The sequence below is a fragment of the Salmonella sp. JXY0409-18 genome (assembly GCF_020268625.1).
Taxonomy (GTDB): domain Bacteria; phylum Pseudomonadota; class Gammaproteobacteria; order Enterobacterales; family Enterobacteriaceae; genus Salmonella; species Salmonella enterica.
The window spans coordinates 1,608,480-1,629,638 of sequence record NZ_CP084216.1; the positions used below are offsets into that span (position 1 = coordinate 1,608,480).

Consider the following 21,159-nt stretch of genomic DNA (forward strand, 5'->3'; position numbering starts at 1 on the left):
AGACTGGCGACAGCCGCGTTTTGCCGCTGTCGCCAGAATGTTATAACCGATGCAGCCTGGAGAGCAGCGCCAGCGACAGAGTCGTTAACAGAATGGCGATTAACGCATAGATATAAACGCCCGACCACGCCCAGCTATTTTTCACCATAATTACCGGCACACCGGCCATTGCCGCGCCGACATAGCTGAACAATCCCCGAAAGCCGGTAATCGATCCCGCCGCATCCTTATGGGTCACATCCAGACAGCCGACGGCAAAAAGCATATGCGGTCCGTATAAGGCGAAGCCCATGATGGTGAACAGAATCGCGGTGAGGGTGTAAGAGGTATCCTGAACCAGCGGCACCAGCACGATGCATATGCACAGCGCTAACGCGAAGATTAACCCTGTCATCCAGCGGTTACTTTTGAACATAAAGTCAGACAAGTAGCCTGCCAGCAACCCACCTGCCAGTCCGCCCGCCTCAAACCAGGAAATAATCGAGTTCGCTTTTATCAGGCTCCAGCCGTGAACCTGCGAATAGTAAATCTGCGGCCAGTCGTTAAGGATGGTGCGCGCAATATAAACCGACATATCACCGATAATAATGATCCATACCAGTGGATTGGTCAGGATATATTTCACAAAAATCTGCCAGAAGCTCAGGTTGACCGGGCTGGCCTTGACCTGGGCCAGTTCCGTCGGGTCGTTACGCCACTGCCCCACGTTGGGCAAACCTAACGTACCGGGACGATCTTTAATGGTAAATAGCGCCACTATCCCCATCAGCAGCGAAATGGCGCCGGGAACATAAAACCCCATTTTCCAGCTACCGCTAAAGGCGATAGCAAAACTGGTCAGCAGCGGCGCGAGGCTGCCGCCGATATTGTGCGCCGCTTCAACGATAGCCCACCAGCGTCCCCGTTCGTTTTTCGAAAACCACGAGGCCATAATTTTCGCCATCGGCGGAAAGCTGGTGCCCTGTAATATCGCGTTGAGGCTGTACAGTACGTAGAATGCCGCCACGCTATCGGAAAAGCCGAACAGAATATTTACAATCCCCACGCCAATCAGCACCGGGCCGGTCATGGCTTTCGGGTTAATTTTATCGACCAGCATCCCGCCGACAAACTTCATCGCGCCATAAAGAATGTAAAAAATAGAAGACATAATGGCGAAGTCTTCTGCGGTCAGCGACGTTTGCGTCAGCATGGCCGGCATCGCGGCGGAGAAGTTTTTACGGGTAAGATAAAAGACGGCATAAGAGATAAAGACCGAGGCGATAATCTCAAAACGAAATTTTTTATAGGTCTGGTCTATCTCTTTTTTCTCTTTTACAATCGGCTTATCGGGCTGGCTGAAAATAAATGTTTTTATACTCATTTTAAAATTCCCTTCCGGCGAGGTGAGTCGCGTTATAATTCATCTTCAATAAGAAAAAGAAGCAATTCGAAACCGTGATAATTAATCTGATGGTGGATTTTTTCCCGTACAACCGGCTTCGCTTTCCAGGCAATACCGGTGCCGGCATGTTCTAACATCGGCAGATCGTTGGCGCCATCACCGCAGGCAATAATGTTCTCTGTGGCAATATTTAACCGGGCAGCCAGGTCAACCAGCGTCTGTTTTTTGTTTGCGGCGTTCATAATCGGTAAGGTAATGTTATCCGTCAGAACGTTATCGCGTATTTCAACTGTATTCGAAAAGGCATAATCCAGTTGATATCGCGCTTTTAGACGCTGGGTGAATATATCCAGTCCCCCGGAGATAATCGCGGTTTTAAATCCTTTGGCCTTGATGACTGGTAGAATAGTTAACAGGCCTGGCGAAAGGGTCATGCGATCGCATACGGCGTTCAGCACTGCTTTCGGTGTGCCTTTCAACATTCCGATACGTCGGGTAAAACTGGCGTTAAAATCAAGCTTGCCCTCCATCGCCTGTTGGGTAATGGCGGTGATTTGCGTCGACATGCCAAGCTCGCGGGCAATTTCATCCACGCCTTCTTCCGCAATAAATGTCGAGTCCATATCAAACACGATAATACCGTTAGCAGGCAGTGGCTGCGGCTTAATAAAAAAATCAAACTGCCATTGCAATGAGAGTTCGCGTAAATAGCGATAAAATTCAGGCGTCAGACATTCCGCTGGCAGCGTAAGCTTTAAATAAACGGTATTGATAAGCGCGGCATAACGTTTATCAAATAATAGCGGAAACGGCATGGTGACGGCATTAAATAACGTTTCCTGTAATTTTTTCTGAAACGTATCGATATCCTGTGTAGTAATAAAATAAATAATGCTCATATGATAACTCCCTTAATTTACGGGTATTATAATGGCTCTTTTGCGGCGTGGAATCTCGTGCTATCACAGATATCACAGCCAGAAAAGGGCTAAAAAAGCGTTGTTTTTGATACCAGGTAAAGTTCAGACACAAAAGGTATCACTTTTGATATGCCAACTGTGCGAGGATGTTATTTATTACTGAACGCGAATGAGACTGAAAGGATTGATATAACGATGGAGAGTTGCCTTGATATATTCAAAATAGTAATAGGTCCATCCAGCTCACGTACCGTAGGGCCGATGCGCGCCGCCTGTCACTTTATTTCATTGCTCAGAGAACAAGAGACGTTGCCGCTAATTCGGGAAATAGAAATCGAGCTGTATGGCGCGTTATCGTTAAGCCGCAAGTGCCACAATGTGGATACCGCCCTTTATCTTGGGCTGCTGGGTTGCCAGCCGGAGAATGTCGATCTCCGTTCGCATATGGCGGTGATTAAGCGTGCGGAAAATGAAAACAAAATCGAACTCCCGCTCTCCGACGCGGGCGGAATCACGATAAAAGTCAAGATTATCGCCAATCACCAGGCGCATCCAGGCCATCCTTATGCCATGACGTTTCGCGCCAGAGATGATTATTTCACGGTGTATGAAGAGACCTGGTTTTCGACCGGCGCCGGGCAGGTCCGCAAACATGGCGAGCCGCTGACGCCATCGCTTCCTTTGCGTACAGTGTCGCCCTTTGAATTTAGTCATGCCGCGCAGTTGCTGGCGCTGTGTCGGCGTAACGGCCTGTCCGTGGCGGCGCTGATGATGAAAAATGAGCTGTGCCGCCACTCGCCACAGACGTTGCAGAATTATCTGGCGCAAATATGGAACGTGATGCAGCAGGCGGTTTATCGCGGCCTGCATACTGAGGGGGTATTACCCGGTCCCTATCAGGTACCGCGGCGCGCCTGTGCGTTACATAAGACGTTACAGGCTAACCGCTCCGCCAGCGATTTTTTAACCGCGCTGAACTGGGTCAATGCCTTCGCGATTGCGGTAAGCGAAGAAAATGCCAGCGGCGGACAGATTGTTACCGCACCAACCAATGGCGCGTGCGGCATCATTCCGGCAGCGCTCTGCTGGTATGATAAATTTGTCACGCCGCTGGAACCCGGTGCTCTGACCCGTTTCTTCCTGACCGCCGCCGCTATCGCGATGTTGTTTAAACAAAACGCCTCTATTCTGGGATCTGAAGTTGGCTGTCAGGGGGAAATCGGCGTGGCGTGCTCAATGGCGGCGGCGGGCCTGGCTGAACTGATGGGCGCATCCGTGGAGCAAACGCTGAGCGCCGCTGAAATTGCCATGGAACATCATCTGGGATTGACCTGCGATCCGCTGGGCGGGCAGGTACAAATTCCCTGCATAGAGAGAAATGCCATCTCTGCCGTGAAAGCGATAAACGCGGCGACGATGGCGATGAGTCGCGTAAGCGAACCCTGTATTTCGCTCGATGAGATCATTGCTGCGATGTACGAGACCGGTAAAGACATGAGCGCTAAATACCGTGAAACGTATCATGGTTCGCTGGGGAAAATTCAGCCGCGCAAGAGAGGGTAACAGCGTGAAATACAATACGATGAATAACGACGAGATTATTCTGTCGTTGTGCGCCCGCTTAAAGGAGACGCGTCTGTCTCTTTCGATGACCCAGCAGCAGCTTGCCGATCGCGCGCACGTTGGCATCGCCACCATCAAGCGTATCGAGAAGGGGGGAGGGCTCAATCTTGATACGTTAATTTCTCTCCTGCGGGCGCTGGATAAGTTGCATAATCTTGATGCGGTGCTGTTTGAATCCGAGCTGCGTAATTTTCACGAAAGTTATGAAGGCGGAGAGGGCAGCGGCCGCCTTCAGGTACGCCAGCAGGCCGCGGATTTAAATAATAAATCTTCCGCGCCGCAGTCGGAGGAGGTGAACTACAGCGCGGCGCTGGAAAATTCATTATGCTGGTGACGTCTCACGCTCGTCCCGTAAATACCGGGCATGAAAGCGCAGATGGTCCTCGATGAAGGACGCAATAAAATAATAGCTATGATCGTAACCGGGCTGGATTCGTAGCGTCATCGGCCAGGCGGTTTGCCGCGCGGCTTCCGCCAGTACGGCGGGCTGAAGCTGATCGGCGAGGAACTGATCGCTGTCGCCCTGATCGATGAGCACAGGAATGGCGTCCTGCGGCTGGCTGGCCAGCATTAATTCGCAGCTATCCCACTCAGTCCAGGCTGATTCATCTTCGCCGAGATAAGCGGTAAGCGCTTTGATTCCCCACGGCACGCGGCTGGGGTTGACGATGGGCGCAAAAGCAGAGACGCTGGTATATTTGCCCGGATTTTTCAGCGCCATGATTAATGCGCCGTGGCCGCCCATCGAGTGCCCGCTGATGGCGCAACGGTCGCTGACGTTAAACTGTGTCTGGATGAGCGCCGGAAGCTCATCGCGCAGGTAATCGTACATGCGATAATGGCTGGCCCAGGGCGGCTGTGTGGCATTGAGATAAAACCCGGCGCCGTGGCCTAAATCGTATCCGCTATCGTTGGCGACCTGTTCACCGCGTGGACTGGTATCCGGCATCACCAATACAATGCCCAGTTCTGCTGCGATACGCTGCGCGCCTGCTTTGGTGGTAAAGTTCTCATCATTGCAGGTCAACCCGGACAACCAGTACAGTACCGGAGGCGGTTCATTATCCTGAGTCGGCGGAAGAAAAATGCTGAATGTCATGGCGCAGTTTAGCGTGGCGGCATGATGACGCCAGCGCTGCTGCCAGCCGCCAAAACATCGGTGCTCTTCGAGCATTTCCATGCGGGGGCTCCTTTTATAGTGAACCTGATAAGGTATGCAGATTCTTCATAATACAGATTATTCACCGCGTTGTGAGTAACTTTCACTTCCGTAATACATAAACATGCTTCATCATTTAAATAACGTTGCGTTAACAAATATGCCCTTTGTCCTGCCATCATTCCCGCACCGGAAAAGATGTCATGAAAGGCAGCGACAATTTCAACAATTATGGGCGTGAATACTGGATTATGTGCGCTACCTCACGCACAATAATCACACTGTCACAATATTGACAAACTTTGCCCCATGCAGGGCAGAGGCGCCACACCTGCAGGAGAACACGATTAATGCCATCACTCAGTAAAGAAGCGGCCCTGGTTCATGACGCGCTGGTTGCCCGGGGGCTGGAAACGCCGCTGCGCCCGCCTATGGATGAACTGGATAATGAAACGCGAAAAAGCCTTATCGCAGGGCATATGACTGAGATTATGCAGTTGCTGAATCTCGATTTGAGCGATGACAGTCTGATGGAAACGCCGCATCGTATCGCTAAGATGTACGTTGACGAGATTTTCGCCGGCCTCGACTACGCCAATTTCCCGAAAATTACCCTCATTGAAAATAAAATGAAGGTGGATGAAATGGTCACCGTCCGCGATATCACGCTGACCAGCACCTGTGAACATCACTTCGTGACCATTGATGGCAAAGCGACTGTCGCGTATATCCCCAAAGATTCCGTGATCGGCCTGTCGAAAATTAACCGTATCGTGCAATTCTTCGCCCAGCGTCCGCAGGTTCAGGAACGTTTGACCCAACAAATTCTGACGGCGCTGCAAACCTTGCTCGGCACCAATAATGTAGCGGTATCGATTGATGCGGTGCATTACTGCGTGAAAGCGCGCGGTATTCGTGACGCAACCAGCGCCACGACGACGACATCGCTGGGCGGATTGTTTAAGTCCAGCCAGAATACGCGCCAGGAGTTTCTGCGTGCCGTTCGCCATCATCCATGATTAAGGCGGAGACGATGGAGCGTAATGTCACGCTGGATTTTGTACGTGGCGTCGCCATCCTCGGTATCCTGCTTCTTAACATTAGCGCCTTTGGATTGCCGAAGGCGGCTTATCTCAATCCCGCCTGGTACGGCGCGATCGTTCCCGAAGACGCCTGGTCCTGGGCGATTCTCGATATTGTGGCGCAGGCTAAGTTTCTTACGCTGTTCGCGTTGTTGTTTGGCGCGGGGCTACAAATGCTGCTTCCGCGTGGTAAACAGTGGATTCAGTCGCGCTTAACGCTATTGGTACTGTTAGGTTTTATCCATGCGTTATTCTTTTGGGACGGCGACATTCTGCTGGCCTACGGTCTGGTCGGGTTAATTTGCTGGCGACTGGTACGCGACGCGCCTTCGGTAAAAAGCCTGTTTAATACCGGCATACTCCTTTATCTGGTCGGGATTGGCGTGCTACTGCTGCTGGGCGTAGCATCGAGTAGCGAAACCAGCCGCGCCTGGACGCCGGATGCGTCGGCAATATTGTATGAAAAATACTGGAAGCTGAACGGCGGCATGGAGGCTATCAGCAACCGGGCAGAGATGCTGTCGAATAGTTTACTGGCGCTCGGCGCGCAGTATGGCTGGCAACTGGCGGGTATGATGCTGCTGGGCGCCGCGCTAATGCGTAGCGGCTGGCTGAAAGGTCAGTACAGTCTGCGGCACTATCGCCGTACCGGGATTCTGCTGGTGGCGTTAGGGCTAATGATCAACCTGCCTGCGGTCATCTTACAATGGCGGCTGGACTGGGCGTACCGCTGGTGCGCCTTCTTATTGCAGGCGCCGCGCGAACTGAGCGCGCCGTTGCAAACGCTGGGCTATGCCGCGCTGATGTTTGGCTTCTGGCCGCAGCTTAGCCGATGCAGACTGACGCTTGCCATTGCCTGCGTAGGGCGAATGGCGCTGACCAATTATCTGCTGCAGACGATCATCTGTACCACGCTGTTTTATCAGTTTGGCTTATTTATGGAATTCAATCGACTGGAACTCTTGTTCTTTGTCGTTCCGGTATGGGCAATAAACCTTCTCTTTTCCGTCATCTGGCTACGTTTCTGGCGACAGGGACCGGTCGAGTGGTTATGGCGTCAACTCACGTTGCGCGCGTCAGGATCGTTCAGATAACGATCTGGATCACATTCATTAACAAAATGGCTGTAACCGTTTCCATCCCTGTGATGTTTCTCACGCAGCCCTGGGCAGGGTGCTGACAAAATAGCCGCCTGCTAACGGGGCATTTGTGAGCATTTTTGAACTCAAACAGGGCAGTGAATATGATCACCATTCGTGATGTAGCGCGCCAGGCTGGCGTGTCTGTAGCGACCGTTTCCCGCGTACTGAATAACAGCGCGTTGGTCAGTCCCGACACCCGTGACGCCGTTATGCAGGCCGTCACTCTGCTGGGATATCGGCCAAATGCGAATGCGCAAGCGCTGGCCACCCAGGTGAGCGATACCATCGGCGTCGTGGTCATGGATGTTTCCGATGCCTTTTTCGGCGCTCTGGTGAAAGCCGTAGATCTGGTCGCGCAGCAGCACCAGAAATATGTTCTCATTGGCAACAGTTATCATGAGGCGGAAAAAGAGCGTCATGCGATTGAAGTCTTGATCCGTCAGCGTTGTAACGCATTGATTGTTCACTCAAAAGCCTTAACCGATCGCGAGCTGAGCGACTTTATGGATCAGATCCCCGGCATGGTGCTGATTAACCGTATCGTGCCGGGTTATGCGCATCGTTGTGTCTGTCTCGACAATGTGAGCGGCGCCAGAATGGCGACCCGAATGTTGCTGAATAATGGACATCAACGCATCGGCTACCTGGCCTCCAGCCACCGTATTGAAGATGACGCGATGCGCAGAGAAGGGTGGTTTCACGCGCTGCAAGAGCAGGGGGTTGCTGCGTCGGAGAGCTGGATTGGCACCGGCACGCCGGATATGCAGGGCGGCGAGTCGGCAATGGTTGAGTTGTTGGGACGCAATCTGCAACTGACGGCGGTATTTGCCTATAACGATAACATGGCGGCGGGCGCGCTGACGGCGTTAAAAGATAACGGCATCGCCATTCCCTTGCATCTGTCTGTCATCGGTTTCGATGATATCCCTATTGCTCGTTATACCGATCCTCAGCTGACTACCGTGCGCTATCCTATTGCTTCTATGGCGAAAATCGCGACCGAGCTGGCGTTACAGGGGGCCGCAGGCTCCCTGGATATCACGGCGACGCACTGCTTCATGCCGACACTGGTGCGGCGCCATTCGGTGGCGTGGCGACAGAATGCGGTACTGATCACTAACTGATTACGCACCGCATGTAACCGTTTTCAATCTGTGAGTAAATTCACAGTTTATTAACATTGTGATAGCTATGATGACAACGTTTGTCGCACTGTAACTAATGTGTAACAGTTAGTTGTCAGTTTTGCTGGGGTATTTCGCTTATAAAAACCGTTATCACAATATCCCGCGACTACCGGACAAAAATAAAGAGTTGAATAAGAGCCTATCCCATTAGGGCTATTTTACTTGCCATTTTGGACCTGGGCAGTGCTCGCCAAAACGCGTTAGCGTTTTGAACGCCGCTAGCGGCGGCCCGAAGGGCGAGCGTAGCGAGTCAAACCTCACGTACTACGTGTACGCTCCGGTTTTTGCGCGCTGTCCGTGTCCAAACTGGCTGCGCCAATAACGCCTGGTGGGATAGGCTCTAAATACGCTTCGGCGTTCAGTAACACGCGTTAACGTGCTGAACAGCCGGGCATTTTTTTACGCTATACCCTACATAATAAAACCGGAGCTACCATGAATAAGAAGGTACTGACCCTTTCTGCCGTGATGGCAAGTCTGTTATTCGGCGCGCACGCGCACGCGGCTGATACTCGTATTGGCGTGACGATTTATAAATATGACGATAACTTTATGTCCGTGGTGCGTAAGGCTATTGAAAAAGATGGCAAATCCGCGCCGGATGTTCAGCTACTGATGAATGACTCGCAAAACGATCAGTCCAAACAGAATGATCAAATTGACGTTTTATTGGCGAAAGGGGTTAAAGCTCTGGCGATTAACCTGGTCGACCCGGCAGCCGCCGGTACGGTGATTGAGAAAGCGCGCGGGCAAAATGTGCCGGTGGTGTTCTTTAACAAAGAGCCTTCCCGCAAAGTGCTGGACAGCTATGACAAGGCGTATTATGTCGGGACTGACTCTAAAGAATCCGGTGTGATTCAGGGCGACTTGATTGCCAAACACTGGCAGGCGAATCAGGGTTGGGATCTGAATAAAGACGGTAAAATTCAGTATGTTCTGCTGAAAGGCGAGCCGGGGCACCCGGATGCGGAAGCCCGTACGACGTATGTGGTGAAAGAGTTAAATGCTAAAGGTATTCAGACCGAGCAACTGGCGTTAGACACCGCCATGTGGGATACCGCGCAGGCAAAAGATAAGATGGATGCCTGGCTGTCTGGCCCGAACGCTAACAAGATTGAAGTGGTTATCGCGAATAACGATGCGATGGCGATGGGCGCGGTAGAGGCGCTGAAAGCGCATAATAAATCGTCGATTCCGGTCTTTGGCGTCGATGCGTTACCGGAAGCCCTGGCGCTGGTGAAATCGGGCGCGATGGCCGGTACGGTACTGAATGACGCCAACAATCAGGCGAAAGCGACATTCGATCTGGCGAAAAACCTCGCCGAAGGCAAGGGCGCGGCTGACGGCACCAACTGGAAGATTGAGAACAAAATCGTGCGCGTGCCTTATGTCGGCGTGGACAAAGACAATCTGAGCGAATTTACCCAAAAATAACTTTTCCGTCTGTGGGCGCAATTTTGTTGCGCCCTGAAACCGTGGAAGGGTGACGCGTCGCAGACCGGATAACGTATTTCTTTTGCCATCCGGCGCGGATAGTCATAATTAAAAAGGCCGACAGGGTATCATTATGGGCAGCACGATCTCTCCGTCGTCGGGTGAATATTTGTTGGAAATGCGTGGCATTAACAAATCATTTCCCGGCGTGAAAGCGCTTGATAATGTCAACTTAAACGTTCGTCCGCACTCTATTCATGCATTAATGGGCGAAAACGGCGCAGGCAAATCAACGTTATTAAAATGTCTTTTCGGTATTTATCAAAAAGACTCCGGCAGCATTATATTTCAGGGAAAGGAAGTGGACTTCCATTCGGCGAAAGAAGCGCTGGAGAATGGGATTTCGATGGTACACCAGGAGTTAAACCTGGTATTGCAACGTTCGGTCATGGATAACATGTGGCTGGGACGTTATCCCACCAAAGGTATGTTTGTCGACCAGGATAAAATGTACCAGGATACCAAAGCGATATTTGATGAGCTGGATATCGATATTGACCCGCGCGCGCGTGTGGGAACGTTATCCGTTTCGCAAATGCAGATGATCGAAATTGCGAAGGCGTTTTCCTATAACGCTAAGATCGTTATTATGGATGAGCCGACCTCATCGTTAACTGAGAAAGAGGTTAATCATCTGTTCACTATTATTCGCAAGCTGAAAGAACGCGGCTGCGGAATTGTTTATATCTCGCATAAAATGGAAGAAATTTTTCAATTGTGCGATGAAATTACTATCTTGCGCGACGGTCAGTGGATTGCCACCCAGCCGCTGGAAGGGCTGGATATGGATAAGATCATTGCGATGATGGTCGGGCGTTCCCTGAACCAGCGCTTCCCGGATAAAGAAAATAAGCCGGGCGACGTGATTCTGGAGGTCCGTCACCTGACCTCGCTGCGCCAGCCTTCCATTCGCGATGTCTCCTTTGATTTGCACAAGGGCGAAATTCTGGGCATTGCCGGTCTGGTTGGGGCAAAGCGTACCGATATCGTCGAAACGCTGTTTGGCATTCGTGAGAAGTCGTCCGGGACAATCACTTTACATGGCAAGAAAATTAATAATCACACTGCGAACGAAGCGATTAACCACGGTTTTGCGCTGGTGACGGAAGAGCGTCGTTCCACCGGAATTTATGCCTATCTGGATATCGGGTTTAACTCATTAATTTCGAATATCCGTAATTATAAAAATAAAGTGGGGTTACTGGATAATTCCCGGATGAAAAGCGACACCCAATGGGTCATTGATTCCATGCGGGTAAAAACGCCGGGGCATCGCACGCAAATTGGTTCACTTTCCGGCGGCAATCAGCAAAAGGTGATCATTGGTCGCTGGCTATTAACGCAGCCGGAAATATTAATGCTGGACGAACCGACCCGCGGCATTGATGTCGGCGCAAAGTTTGAAATTTATCAGCTTATTGCGGAACTGGCGAAAAAAGGCAAGGGGATCATCATTATCTCTTCTGAAATGCCGGAGCTGTTAGGGATTACCGATCGTATCCTGGTGATGAGTAACGGTCTCGTTTCCGGCATTGTCGATACTAAAACAACAACGCAAAACGAAATTTTGCGTCTTGCTTCTTTGCACCTTTAAGATCAGGGGCTCCTTATGAGTGCGTTAAACAAGAAAAGCTTTTTGACCTGGCTGAAAGAGGGCGGAATTTACGTCGTTCTTTTAGTGTTGCTGGCGATTATTATTTTCCAGGACCCGACTTTTTTAAGTTTGCTGAATTTAAGTAATATTCTGACGCAATCTTCGGTACGTATTATTATCGCGCTGGGCGTGGCGGGACTCATCGTCACCCAGGGGACAGACCTGTCGGCGGGGCGTCAGGTAGGGCTGGCGGCGGTCGTGGCGGCAACATTACTGCAATCAATGGAAAACGCCAACAAAGTGTTTCCGGAAATGGCGACCATGCCGATTGCGCTGGTCATCCTGATTGTCTGCGCGATTGGCGCGGTGATTGGCCTGGTGAACGGCATCATTATTGCTTACCTGAACGTGACACCGTTTATTACCACGCTTGGCACGATGATTATCGTTTATGGGATCAACTCCCTTTACTATGACTTTGTTGGCGCTTCGCCCATTTCCGGCTTTGACAGCGGCTTTTCCACCTTTGCGCAGGGCTTTGTGGCGATGGGCAGTTTCCGGCTCTCCTACATCACTTTTTACGCCCTGATTGCGGTAGCGTTTGTCTGGGTGCTGTGGAATAAGACCCGTTTTGGTAAAAACATTTTTGCTATTGGCGGCAACCCGGAAGCGGCAAAAGTTTCTGGAGTAAACGTGGCGCTGAACCTGCTGATGATTTATGCGCTCTCCGGCGTGTTTTATGCTTTCGGCGGCTTACTGGAAGCTGGGCGTATTGGTTCTGCCACCAACAACCTCGGCTTTATGTATGAACTGGATGCGATTGCCGCGTGCGTTGTCGGGGGCGTATCGTTTAGCGGCGGAGTGGGTACGGTCTTCGGCGTGGTGACCGGCGTCATTATCTTTACCGTCATCAACTACGGCCTGACCTATATCGGGGTAAACCCGTACTGGCAGTACATTATCAAAGGCGGCATTATCATTTTCGCCGTGGCGCTGGACTCGCTGAAATACGCGCGTAAGAAGTAGTTATCCAGACCTATTGCCTTGCTTATCAGATAACCCGGCGCAGCGAAACTGCGCGCCGGGCTTCATACCGCGAGCTACAGCGTTAACGCGTGCTCTTTTTCGCCTTTTTTAAATTTGACCTCGCCTAAATCAATACAGGCGACCGGGCAGACATGACCGCACAGCAGACAACCGACGCATTTTTCCGTATTGCAATGCGGCGTGCGGCTGTGTTCATCCCACTCCATCGCCTGATGACCGCCGTCATAGCAGGAGATATAGCAACGTCCGCAGCCGACGCATTTCTCCTGATTAATCCGCGGATAGACGATATAGCTGCGATCCAGGTCTTCCGCCGGGATAATATTGCCATTCGCCAGCCCGATCATCTCCTGTAATGAGGCAAATCCCTGATCGGCCAGATAGTGGCTGAGGCCGCTCGCCATATCTTCTACAATGCGGTAACCGTATTGCATAATGCCTGTCGTCACCTGTAGGGTCGCCGCGCCCAGCAGCAGAAATTCGGCAGCGTCTTCCCAGGTTTCAATGCCGCCGATACCGCTAATCGGGAAATCGCGCAGTTCAGGGTGCATTCGCAACTGCTGGATAAAACGCAGCGCAATGGGTTTCACCGCTTTTCCTGAATAACCGGAGATGCTGGATTTACCGTTAACCACCGGCATCCCGATTTTGCGGTTCAGGTCGATGTTAGTAATGGATTTCACGGTGTTGATGGTGGCGATACCGTCGGCTCCGCCGCGTTTGGCGGCCAGCGCGACTTCGCACATATCGCCAATATTCGGCGTCATTTTCGCCAGCATTGGCAAAGATGAACCGCGTTTTACGGCGCGGCAGTATTTTTCAACCAGCTCCGGGCTTTGCCCTACATCGCTTCCCATGGCGTGCGAGGTCATCTGCGGGCAAGAGAAGTTACACTCAATCATATCCGCGCCGGCTTCTTCAACCAGACGCGCCAGTTCCTGCCACTGCTGCTCATTTTCCCCCATGATGGAAGCAATCAGCACCTTATCCGGATAATCCTGTTTTAGCCGTCGAATGACGGCCAGGTTCTCTTCCAGCGGATGCTCAGCAATTTGCTCCATGTTTTTGAAACCAATAAAACCGGTATCTTCTTTCGTCAGGTGGTCAAAACGTGGAGAGACTTCGTTGGCAATAAAAAAACCAATGGTTTTAAAAACGATCCCGCCCCAGCCGGTATCATAGGCTTTGGCGCACATCTCATAACAATTGCCTACCGGAGAAGAAGAAAGACAAAACGGATTGGGAAACTTAACGCCGCAAAAGGTAACAGACAAATCTTTTGTTAACATGAGCAGGCCTCCTCTAAATAATGATGAATAGCCTGAGCGGCTTCTTTTCCGGTTTTTACCGCATAAACGACGGTCTTATCGCCTTTAACAATATCGCCAGCGGCAAAGATCGCCGGGTCGTCGGTTTGATAATTGTGCGTGTCGATAATATTATGCTGCGCTTTTATCTCCGCAAAGGTATCCAGTCGCGCGTGCTGACCCACGGCCAAAATAATATTTTCCGCTTCCAGCGTCAGTTCTCCTGAGTGGCGTACATGGTGGAAGGTCACTTTATTTCCGCTGACGGCGACAGGCGTAAAACCATCAATAATCGATACGCCTAATGCCTGCGTGCTGGTAAATTCTTTTTCGCTGGCGGGGAATTCGGCTAATTCTTCCCGCGCCACGCAGGTGACGGAAGGACAGCCGAGAATTTTTAACGTACTGGCGACATCCATCGCTACGTCGCCGCCGCCAATAATTAATGCGCTACGCGGAACGCTAATATCGCCGTCGGCCTGACGGGCGCGCTGTAAAAAATCAACGGCAATCTCTACGTGACTGGCTTGCTCAAATAACGGTAAATCAGATCCATAGGACATCCCGATGGTCATCAGCACGGCGCGATATTCGGCTTTGAGTTGCGCAAGCGATAGCGACCCGCCCACGTCACAATTACATTTAATATTGACGCCCATTTCTACAATGCGGGCAATTTCCTGATCGAGTACGCTTTGCGGCAGACGAAATGCCGGGATGCCGTGACGCAGCCATCCGCCGGGCTGCGGCTGTTTTTCGTAAATGGTGACGTCATAGCCTAAATGCGTTAGCGTCACGCTTGCCTGCAAACCTGCCGGACCCGCGCCAATAATCGCGACTTTCCCGCGTGTTTTACTCCCGGGCTGATAAATCTGCATGGCAGTCTGCTGTTCAAAATCGGTAATAAAACGTTGCAGGCGTGCAATATCAATAGGTTTATCTATTCCGGAACGTGTACATCCGCGCTGGCACAATTTTTCCGTCGGACAGACTCTGGCGCAGACGGCGCCAAGCGCGTTATTTTCCCGGATAGTTTCCGCTGCGCCTTTAAAATTGCGAAAGTAAATAGAACGAATAAATTTCCCCGGATCGGTTTGCGCCGGGCAAGCCTGACTACAGGGCGCATCGTGACATAATAAACAACGGGAAGCCTCTTTTATTGCCAGTAATGGCGTAAAACCAGGCGTGAGTTCATCCAGATAATTTTGTTGCGGCATATAATCTTCCTTAATGCTTGAATAAATTAAGGCGAAACGCAAATAACGCGTTTTAATGATCCAAAATCTACCGCCAGCCTAAGCATTGAAAGAAGGGTATTCTGTGAAAGAATTCACAAAAAAATGAAACCAGAATGCAAAACAGCATTTGTTCCTTATATCATAATAATAACTATTCTCAATTTTAAAGGAGTAATAAATAGATTAACGATAAAAAAGAAGATAAATAATCATTCCAGTAAATAAAAAACCGCAACCGGTATAAAGAAAAAGATAAGACCAATATTGTACGGGATCGGCATGGCGATAAACATAAACCGGTTTTCGCGCATTTTTGACAACTTTATCTACCGCGCCGGTTCGCCAGCCTTTCCAGGCCTCACGGAAGCAAAAAAGCGGGAGTAGCAGAAAGGCTAATATGACAAATATCGTCTGTACATCCATGATCATTTCCCTTTTTTCTTTTCCAGTTCAAGCAATTGTTCCGGCGTAACGGCCGGATACCCCTGGGCGTCATTCGGCACCTGATGCTGCGTGGGAATAGGTACCAGCGGGCCTAAAAAACGCGGTTCGCGTTTAAAAATATAGAGATCCGCCAGCGCGCTAAAGCGGGCGCCAAATTCGCGCAGGCGCACTGTCAGCATATTTTTGGGCGAAGGTACCGCGTAACACTGCGCCTGAATGCCCATATGCAACGCAATAAACAAGGCGCGTTCGCAGTGGAAGCGCTGAGTGATGATAATAAAGTCGTTGGTATCAAACACTTTGCGGGTACGCACAATGGAGTCAAGCGTACGGAAGCCAGCGTAATCAAGCACAATGTCCGCAGGATCGACGCCCGCCGCGATAAGGTCTTTGCGCATGGTCATCGGTTCGTTATAGCTTTGCAGGGCATTGTCGCCGCTGAGCAGCAGGTAATTGACTTTACCGCTATTGTAAGCGTTTAACGCGCCCTGGATACGATAACGATAGTACTGATTAATGACACCCTTGCGATAGTATTTGGCTGTCCCTAACACGACGCCAACCTGGCGGTAGGGGAGATCCTGTAGCTCGTCATAGATATAGGGCGCTGTTTTCCAGCTCATCCACCGATCGAGGCCAAGCACCGTCAACAGCAGCAAGCCTACCAGGACCAACAGGCTGTAAAACACGCGCTTTAACATGCAGGAAACTCGATACCAGGATGAAAGTACGATCAGGCTACTGTACCCGAAGACGTAGCGCAAGAAACCGCCGTCTGATTGCGGAGATTTTCAGCATGATTTCCCTTGTATCGGGTCGCGGGAGAGGAGAGTCAGGCCGGATAAGACGCCAGGGCGTCGCTATCCGGCACATTTGCTTAGCCGAGAAGCACGCGGTCAATATTATGGCAACCTAACGCTTTCAGCGTTGCGGCGGTGGCATCCCATTGAATTAATGCTGCATCGCCTTTTTCCGCCAGAATCGCACGCTGAATATCCGCATAGTCATAGCCATTGAGACTCAGCAGGTTTAGCGCGCCTTGCAGCGGGGGAAGCGTAGGGTTAAAGGCGGCGTTTTCCGCATAGCTGCCGGTGAAAATACGGCCATCTTTACATTCCAGCGCCACGCCGCTCGGTGAGTGGCTATAAGGCATATGGCTCTTATTGGCTGCCGTAATCGCCGCTTGCGTTAGCGTATCGCCCGTTAACGTAAAGCCATGATCCTGCTCGTCCATCAGCAGCGTTTTGATCTCCAGATCTTTTGGCCCGAAAGCGTCAGGCAGATAATCGCGTAACGTATGCGGCGCGCGGCCCGGCAGATGAATGCGCAGATCCAGACCGCTGTTCAGCTCGTTCATAAACTGGCGACAGTGGCCGCAAGGCGTGTAGTTAACTGTGACGGCGGCGAGCCCTTTTTCGCCGCGTAGCCAGGCGTGGCTAATCGCGCTTTGTTCAGCATGCACAGTTTGTTGCATGGTGGCGCCCAGGAACTCCATATTCGCGCCGAAATACCAGTTGCCGCTAACGCCGCGCGCAATCGCGCCGACGTTAAAATGGGACAAATCGGTACGGGCGCAGGCCGCCGCCAGAGGTAACAGTGCGAAAGCCAGCGCGTCTTCGTCCAGTCCCGCCGTATTTTTAAGCGTCGAGACCTGCTCTGCGGTCAGCATGGCGGGAAAATGGTGGTCCGCCAGGATAGGGGCCAGCGCTGATTGCAAATTATCCGCAAGCTGGGCAAAAGCAGTTTGAAAACGTGGATGCATGGCGTTGCCTCATAACAATGTAATGGAACCGTAGTTTACGGGCCTGCTATGTCTTGATATGTGATCTAAATCTCATTGCTTATGCAACTTGTGAAACTTCAATGAAAAATGCGCGACGTATCGCAAATTTTAACCCGGTCTTTTGTCCCGTCGTTAGCGCATTACCGCCAGAATGAGCGGAAACAAAAAGGGCGCTACCAGCGAGGTAATAATGCCGCAGATCACCAGCGCCAGGGAGCTAAACGCGCCTTCCTGGTAATCCAGCTCGGCGCAGCGCGCAGTACCGAGCGCATGTGAGGCGGTCCCCATTGCCAGCCCGCGTGCGGCTTTAGTACGGATGTGCATCGCGTTTAACAGCGTGTGGCCAAACACCGCGCCCAGAATACCGACAAAAATTACGCATACCGCGCTGATCGCGGGGATGCCGCCGATGCTGCCGCCCACCGCCATCGCGATAGGCGTAGTCACGGATTTAGGCAGTACCGATGCCGCGATTTCAGGCGTTGCGCCCATCAGCAAGGCAACGGATGTTCCGGTAATCATCGCTACCAGACTGCCGACAAAACAGATGCTAATAATGGATTTCCAACGCGCGCGAATCTGGTGCAACTGTTCATAAAGGGGATAGGCCAGCGCCACCACCGCCGGTTGCAGCAGATCGTTAAGCACTTCGCTGCCTTTGAAGTAATGCTCGTAGGGAATACCGGTCAGCAACAGAAAAGGAATAATGACTACCATTGCCACCAGCAGCGGATTCAACAACGGCATTTTAAAATGCGCCGCCAGTCTGCGGGCGGCGAAAAATACCGCCAGCGTCAGCGGTAACGACCACCAGATATATGTCATCATTTTTTCGTTCCCTTCTGCCCAACCACTTTACGTTCACCGTGTATCAGATGTGAACTCCAGCTTACGACCACAAAAACGACCAGCGTACTGATAGCGCAAGAGACCACCACCGGGCCGAATTGCGCGCGCAGTAAATCAAAATATTGCATGACCCCAACGCCAATCGGCACAAACAGCAACGCCATATAACGAATCAGCACATAACAGCCGGGGTTAACCCACTTTGCCGGCAGAATTTGCAGCGCCAGCAACACAAACAGAATTAACATCCCGATAATGCTGCCGGGAATAGTGATAGGAAGCAGTGATGCAAGAAAAATGCCTGCGTACAAACAGGCATAAATCAATACAAAAGCGCGTATATATTGCCAGATAATATTCAGTGACTTACTCATGTTTAAAGCCCTTGATGAGATGGATTCATCATACAATTAAACGTTAAAACGTGCTACCGATCACATCATGAATTCTTAGCATAGTGGGTATAGACAGCAGGAACATCGGGCAATGCCCCTGGTCGGCGGCGTTAAACCTGGGCTAAAAAATACAAAAAGCGACTCAGGGCCAAAGACGGCGTCTCATTCTTACGCCAGAACATCCCTACGCTGCCTTTTTGCTCAATTTTTGGCAAGTTTAAAATCGCCAGTTGCCCCTGGCTGGCATAGCGTTGCGCCAGCCGTAAAGAAAGAATAGAGATCATATCGCTGCTTTGCAGCAAATTGGTGCTGACGTTCATTGACGCCGATTCAATGGTGTTTTCCGGGAGCATGACGCCATTATCGACGAGGGCGTTATCAATACTGATGCGAATAGGGGTGCCGGTTGGCCAGACTATCCATCGCCAGTGCGCCAGATCGCTCCAGGCGATCTGCGCTCGCGCGGCCAGCGGATGGTGCGGACGCGCCACAAAGCAGACCGGCTCGGTATAAAGTACCTGATAATTAAGCGGCAGTTGCAGGGCGCGGCCGCCGACACGCCCTACCACCACATCCACCTGACCGGCAAGCAAATCGTGCAGCAGCGGCGTCATTACCTTTTCTTCAATATTCAGATGCAGCGTCGGCATTTCGTTAAGCAGGCTCAGAATCGCCTGTGATACGCAGTCAGTCGCCACGGGCGAACAGCCGATCTTCAGGCTGCCAACCAGGCCGCCCTGCTTGAAACGGGCGATTTCATACTGTGAACGCTCCAGATCGTTAATTAGGCGCTGGGCGTGCTGGAGCAGTAATTTACCGCCTTCCGAGGGCCGTAGCCCTTTACTGTGGCGCTCAAAAAGCGTGATGCCTATCTCATCTTCGAGTTGAGATAACCACTTCGATAGCGCCGGCTGGGAGATATTCATCATCCGGGCGACATGCGTCAGGTTGCCCTGTTCGCCCAGCGCAACCAGCGTTTGCAGGTGATGTAATTTCAATTTCTGCGCCCAGTTCGCCATTCGCTATAACCTCCAGGTTATGTCTCTGCCTGAAAAGCCATTGTACATTTTATCGCTCACTCTACAAACTCGTAACATAGCAAACATAAAAACAACATCTATCTCCCTGCACTGAGGCATTAGCTATGACTCAACGACGTGATCTACAAGCCCTTATTGATGCCGCGCCCGTCGGCAAAATGCAGTGGCGCGTTATCATCTGCTGTTTTCTGGTGGTTATGCTCGACGGTTTCGACACCGCCGCGATTGGCTTCATCGCCCCGGATATTCGTACTCACTGGCAGCTAAGCGCCAGCGAACTTGCGCCGCTGTTTGGCGCAGGGCTGCTGGGGCTTACGGCCGGCGCGCTGCTATGCGGGCCGCTGGCGGATCGCTTTGGCCGCAAGCGGGTCATTGAGCTTTGCGTGGCGCTATTCGGCGCATTGAGCCTGCTTTCCGCTTTCTCGCCGGATATAGAAACCCTGGTGTTGCTGCGCTTCTTAACCGGTCTGGGACTGGGGGGAGCGATGCCGAATACCATCACCATGACGTCGGAATACCTTCCCGCTCGTCGACGCGGAGCGCTGGTCACGCTGATGTTCTGCGGTTTTACCCTGGGGTCGGCGATGGGTGGGATTGTGAGCGCGCAACTGGTGCCGCTGATTGGCTGGCACGGAATTCTGGCGCTAGGCGGCATCTTGCCTTTGATGCTGTTTTTCGGCCTGCTGTTCGCGCTGCCGGAATCTCCTCGCTGGCAGGTACGTCGCCAACTACCGCAAGCCGTTGTCGCCCGGACGGTCAGCGCCATTACCGGCGAGCGCTATCACGATACGCAATTCTTTCTGCATGAGACGGCAGCCGTCGCCAAAGGCAGTATTCGCCAGCTTTTTGCCGGGCGACAGCTTGTCATTACTCTGATGTTATGGGTGGTGTTCTTTATGAGCCTGCTCATTATCTATCTGCTTTCCAGCTGGATGCCGACGTTACTTAACCATCGCGGTATTGATCTGCAACAGGCGTCGTGGGTGACTGCCGCATTCCAGGTTGGCGGCACGCTTGGCGCGCTGTTACTCGGCGTGTTGATGGACCGGCTTAACCCGTTCCGGGTACTGGCGGTGAGCTATGCGCTGGGCGCGGTTTGCATTGTCATGATAGGCCTGAGCGAAAACGGCCTTTGGCTGATGGCGCTGGCGATTTTTGGTACTGGCATCGGTATTAGCGGTTCCCAGGTAGGGCTGAATGCTCTGACGGCGACGCTGTACCCCACCCAAAGCCGGGCGACGGGCGTGAGCTGGTCGAACGCCATTGGACGCTGCGGGGCGATTGTCGGTTCGCTCTCCGGCGGCATGATGATGGCCCTCAATTTCTCTTTCGATACGTTGTTTTTTGTCATTGCTATTCCGGCGGCTATCAGCGCGGTAATGCTTACCCTGCTGACGGTGGTTGTCCGCCTTTCGATTTCTGTACCTGACGACCTGCCGCGTGCCAGCGTCGTAAACGAATAAGGAGAATC

Annotated in this window: 20 protein-coding genes; 9 read left to right on the forward strand and 11 right to left on the reverse strand. The window is 51.8% G+C overall.

Translation table 11 applies throughout. The features are described from left to right. Window positions 1-40: 40 nt before the first annotated feature. Both LDB27_RS07550 and serB read right to left on the reverse strand, forming a co-directional pair. Window positions 41-1,363, reverse strand: coding sequence for an MFS transporter (locus tag LDB27_RS07550; protein ID WP_000023812.1), 1,323 nt, complete (start codon window positions 1,361-1,363; stop codon window positions 41-43). A 32-nt stretch (window positions 1,364-1,395) separates the two neighbouring features. Then, window positions 1,396-2,283: a phosphoserine phosphatase SerB gene (serB, locus tag LDB27_RS07555; RefSeq protein ID WP_000022917.1), complete on the reverse strand. Its 888-nt coding sequence runs from the start codon at window positions 2,281-2,283 to the stop codon at window positions 1,396-1,398. Between the two features lie 216 nt (window positions 2,284-2,499). On the opposite strand from serB, the gene LDB27_RS07560 reads away from it, so the two are divergent. Both LDB27_RS07560 and LDB27_RS07565 read left to right on the forward strand, forming a co-directional pair. Beyond that, window positions 2,500-3,867 carry an L-serine ammonia-lyase gene (locus LDB27_RS07560; RefSeq protein WP_000443207.1) on the forward strand — a complete coding sequence of 456 codons (1,368 nt, stop codon included), beginning with the start codon at window positions 2,500-2,502 and terminating at the stop codon, window positions 3,865-3,867. Window positions 3,868-3,871: 4 nt separating this feature from the next. Then, window positions 3,872-4,261 (forward strand): helix-turn-helix domain-containing protein, encoded by a 390-nt coding sequence (locus LDB27_RS07565; protein WP_000876817.1) that lies wholly within the window; start codon window positions 3,872-3,874, stop codon window positions 4,259-4,261. Here LDB27_RS07565 and fghA read toward each other — a convergent pair. Next, window positions 4,250-5,107 (reverse strand): S-formylglutathione hydrolase, encoded by an 858-nt coding sequence (gene fghA / locus LDB27_RS07570; protein WP_023231107.1) that lies wholly within the window; start codon window positions 5,105-5,107, stop codon window positions 4,250-4,252. The two genes, LDB27_RS07565 and fghA, sit on opposite strands and share 12 nt — an antisense overlap. A 329-nt stretch (window positions 5,108-5,436) precedes the next feature. Here fghA and folE point away from each other — a divergent pair, with 329 nt between their 5' ends. The 6 genes from folE (at window position 5,437) to mglC (ending at window position 12,611) form a co-directional block, all read left to right on the forward strand. Next, window positions 5,437-6,105 carry a GTP cyclohydrolase I FolE gene (gene folE, locus LDB27_RS07575; protein WP_001139611.1) on the forward strand — a complete coding sequence of 223 codons (669 nt, stop codon included), beginning with the start codon at window positions 5,437-5,439 and terminating at the stop codon, window positions 6,103-6,105. A gap of 14 nt (window positions 6,106-6,119) precedes the next feature. Further along, complete coding sequence (gene yeiB, locus LDB27_RS07580) at window positions 6,120-7,262, forward strand: DUF418 domain-containing protein YeiB (RefSeq protein WP_001528497.1); 1,143 nt, start codon at window positions 6,120-6,122, stop codon at window positions 7,260-7,262. 149 nt (window positions 7,263-7,411) lie between these two features. Beyond that, on the forward strand, window positions 7,412-8,434 hold the full coding sequence (gene galS, locus LDB27_RS07585; protein ID WP_000628629.1) for an HTH-type transcriptional regulator GalS: 1,023 nt from the start codon (window positions 7,412-7,414) through the stop codon (window positions 8,432-8,434). A 498-nt stretch (window positions 8,435-8,932) separates the two neighbouring features. Then, window positions 8,933-9,931: a galactose/glucose ABC transporter substrate-binding protein MglB gene (mglB, locus tag LDB27_RS07590; RefSeq protein WP_225519936.1), complete on the forward strand. Its 999-nt coding sequence runs from the start codon at window positions 8,933-8,935 to the stop codon at window positions 9,929-9,931. 133 nt (window positions 9,932-10,064) lie between these two features. Further along, a complete protein-coding gene (mglA, locus tag LDB27_RS07595) occupies window positions 10,065-11,585 on the forward strand; it encodes a galactose/methyl galactoside ABC transporter ATP-binding protein MglA (RefSeq protein ID WP_023215249.1) in 1,521 nt (506 codons plus the stop codon). Window positions 11,586-11,600: 15 nt separating this feature from the next. Continuing rightward, window positions 11,601-12,611, forward strand: a complete 1,011-nt coding sequence (gene mglC, locus LDB27_RS07600) for a galactose/methyl galactoside ABC transporter permease MglC (protein WP_001275101.1) — start codon at window positions 11,601-11,603, stop codon at window positions 12,609-12,611. Between the two features lie 74 nt (window positions 12,612-12,685). Here mglC and preA read toward each other — a convergent pair whose 3' ends face one another. From preA to LDB27_RS07640, 8 genes are all read right to left on the reverse strand, one after another. Then, complete coding sequence (gene preA / locus LDB27_RS07605; protein WP_023231105.1) at window positions 12,686-13,921, reverse strand: NAD-dependent dihydropyrimidine dehydrogenase subunit PreA; 1,236 nt, start codon at window positions 13,919-13,921, stop codon at window positions 12,686-12,688. Next, on the reverse strand, window positions 13,915-15,156 hold the full coding sequence (locus LDB27_RS07610; protein WP_001136398.1) for an NAD(P)-dependent oxidoreductase: 1,242 nt from the start codon (window positions 15,154-15,156) through the stop codon (window positions 13,915-13,917). Before LDB27_RS07610 ends, preA begins: the two co-directional genes overlap by 7 nt. Window positions 15,157-15,360: 204 nt before the next feature. After that, window positions 15,361-15,606 carry a DUF2542 family protein gene (locus LDB27_RS07615; RefSeq protein ID WP_000605187.1) on the reverse strand — a complete coding sequence of 82 codons (246 nt, stop codon included), beginning with the start codon at window positions 15,604-15,606 and terminating at the stop codon, window positions 15,361-15,363. Next, a complete protein-coding gene (sanA, locus tag LDB27_RS07620) occupies window positions 15,603-16,322 on the reverse strand; it encodes an outer membrane permeability protein SanA (RefSeq protein WP_000920081.1) in 720 nt (239 codons plus the stop codon). The genes LDB27_RS07615 and sanA overlap by 4 nt, the downstream gene beginning before the upstream one ends. Before the next feature lie 176 nt (window positions 16,323-16,498). Further along, window positions 16,499-17,383: a cytidine deaminase gene (gene cdd / locus LDB27_RS07625; protein ID WP_000553526.1), complete on the reverse strand. Its 885-nt coding sequence runs from the start codon at window positions 17,381-17,383 to the stop codon at window positions 16,499-16,501. A 153-nt stretch (window positions 17,384-17,536) separates the two neighbouring features. Beyond that, a complete protein-coding gene (locus LDB27_RS07630; protein WP_000989296.1) occupies window positions 17,537-18,232 on the reverse strand; it encodes a CidB/LrgB family autolysis modulator in 696 nt (231 codons plus the stop codon). Beyond that, window positions 18,229-18,627: a CidA/LrgA family protein gene (locus LDB27_RS07635; RefSeq protein WP_000045719.1), complete on the reverse strand. Its 399-nt coding sequence runs from the start codon at window positions 18,625-18,627 to the stop codon at window positions 18,229-18,231. Before LDB27_RS07635 ends, LDB27_RS07630 begins: the two co-directional genes overlap by 4 nt. Window positions 18,628-18,758: 131 nt before the next feature. Beyond that, entirely contained in the window at window positions 18,759-19,667 is a 909-nt protein-coding gene (locus tag LDB27_RS07640) for a LysR substrate-binding domain-containing protein (RefSeq protein WP_000024658.1), read from the reverse strand. 125 nt (window positions 19,668-19,792) lie between these two features. Between LDB27_RS07640 and LDB27_RS07645 the strand changes: the two genes are divergently transcribed. Then, window positions 19,793-21,151: an MFS transporter gene (locus LDB27_RS07645; protein ID WP_000194222.1), complete on the forward strand. Its 1,359-nt coding sequence runs from the start codon at window positions 19,793-19,795 to the stop codon at window positions 21,149-21,151. The last annotated feature ends 8 nt before the right edge of the window (window positions 21,152-21,159 follow it).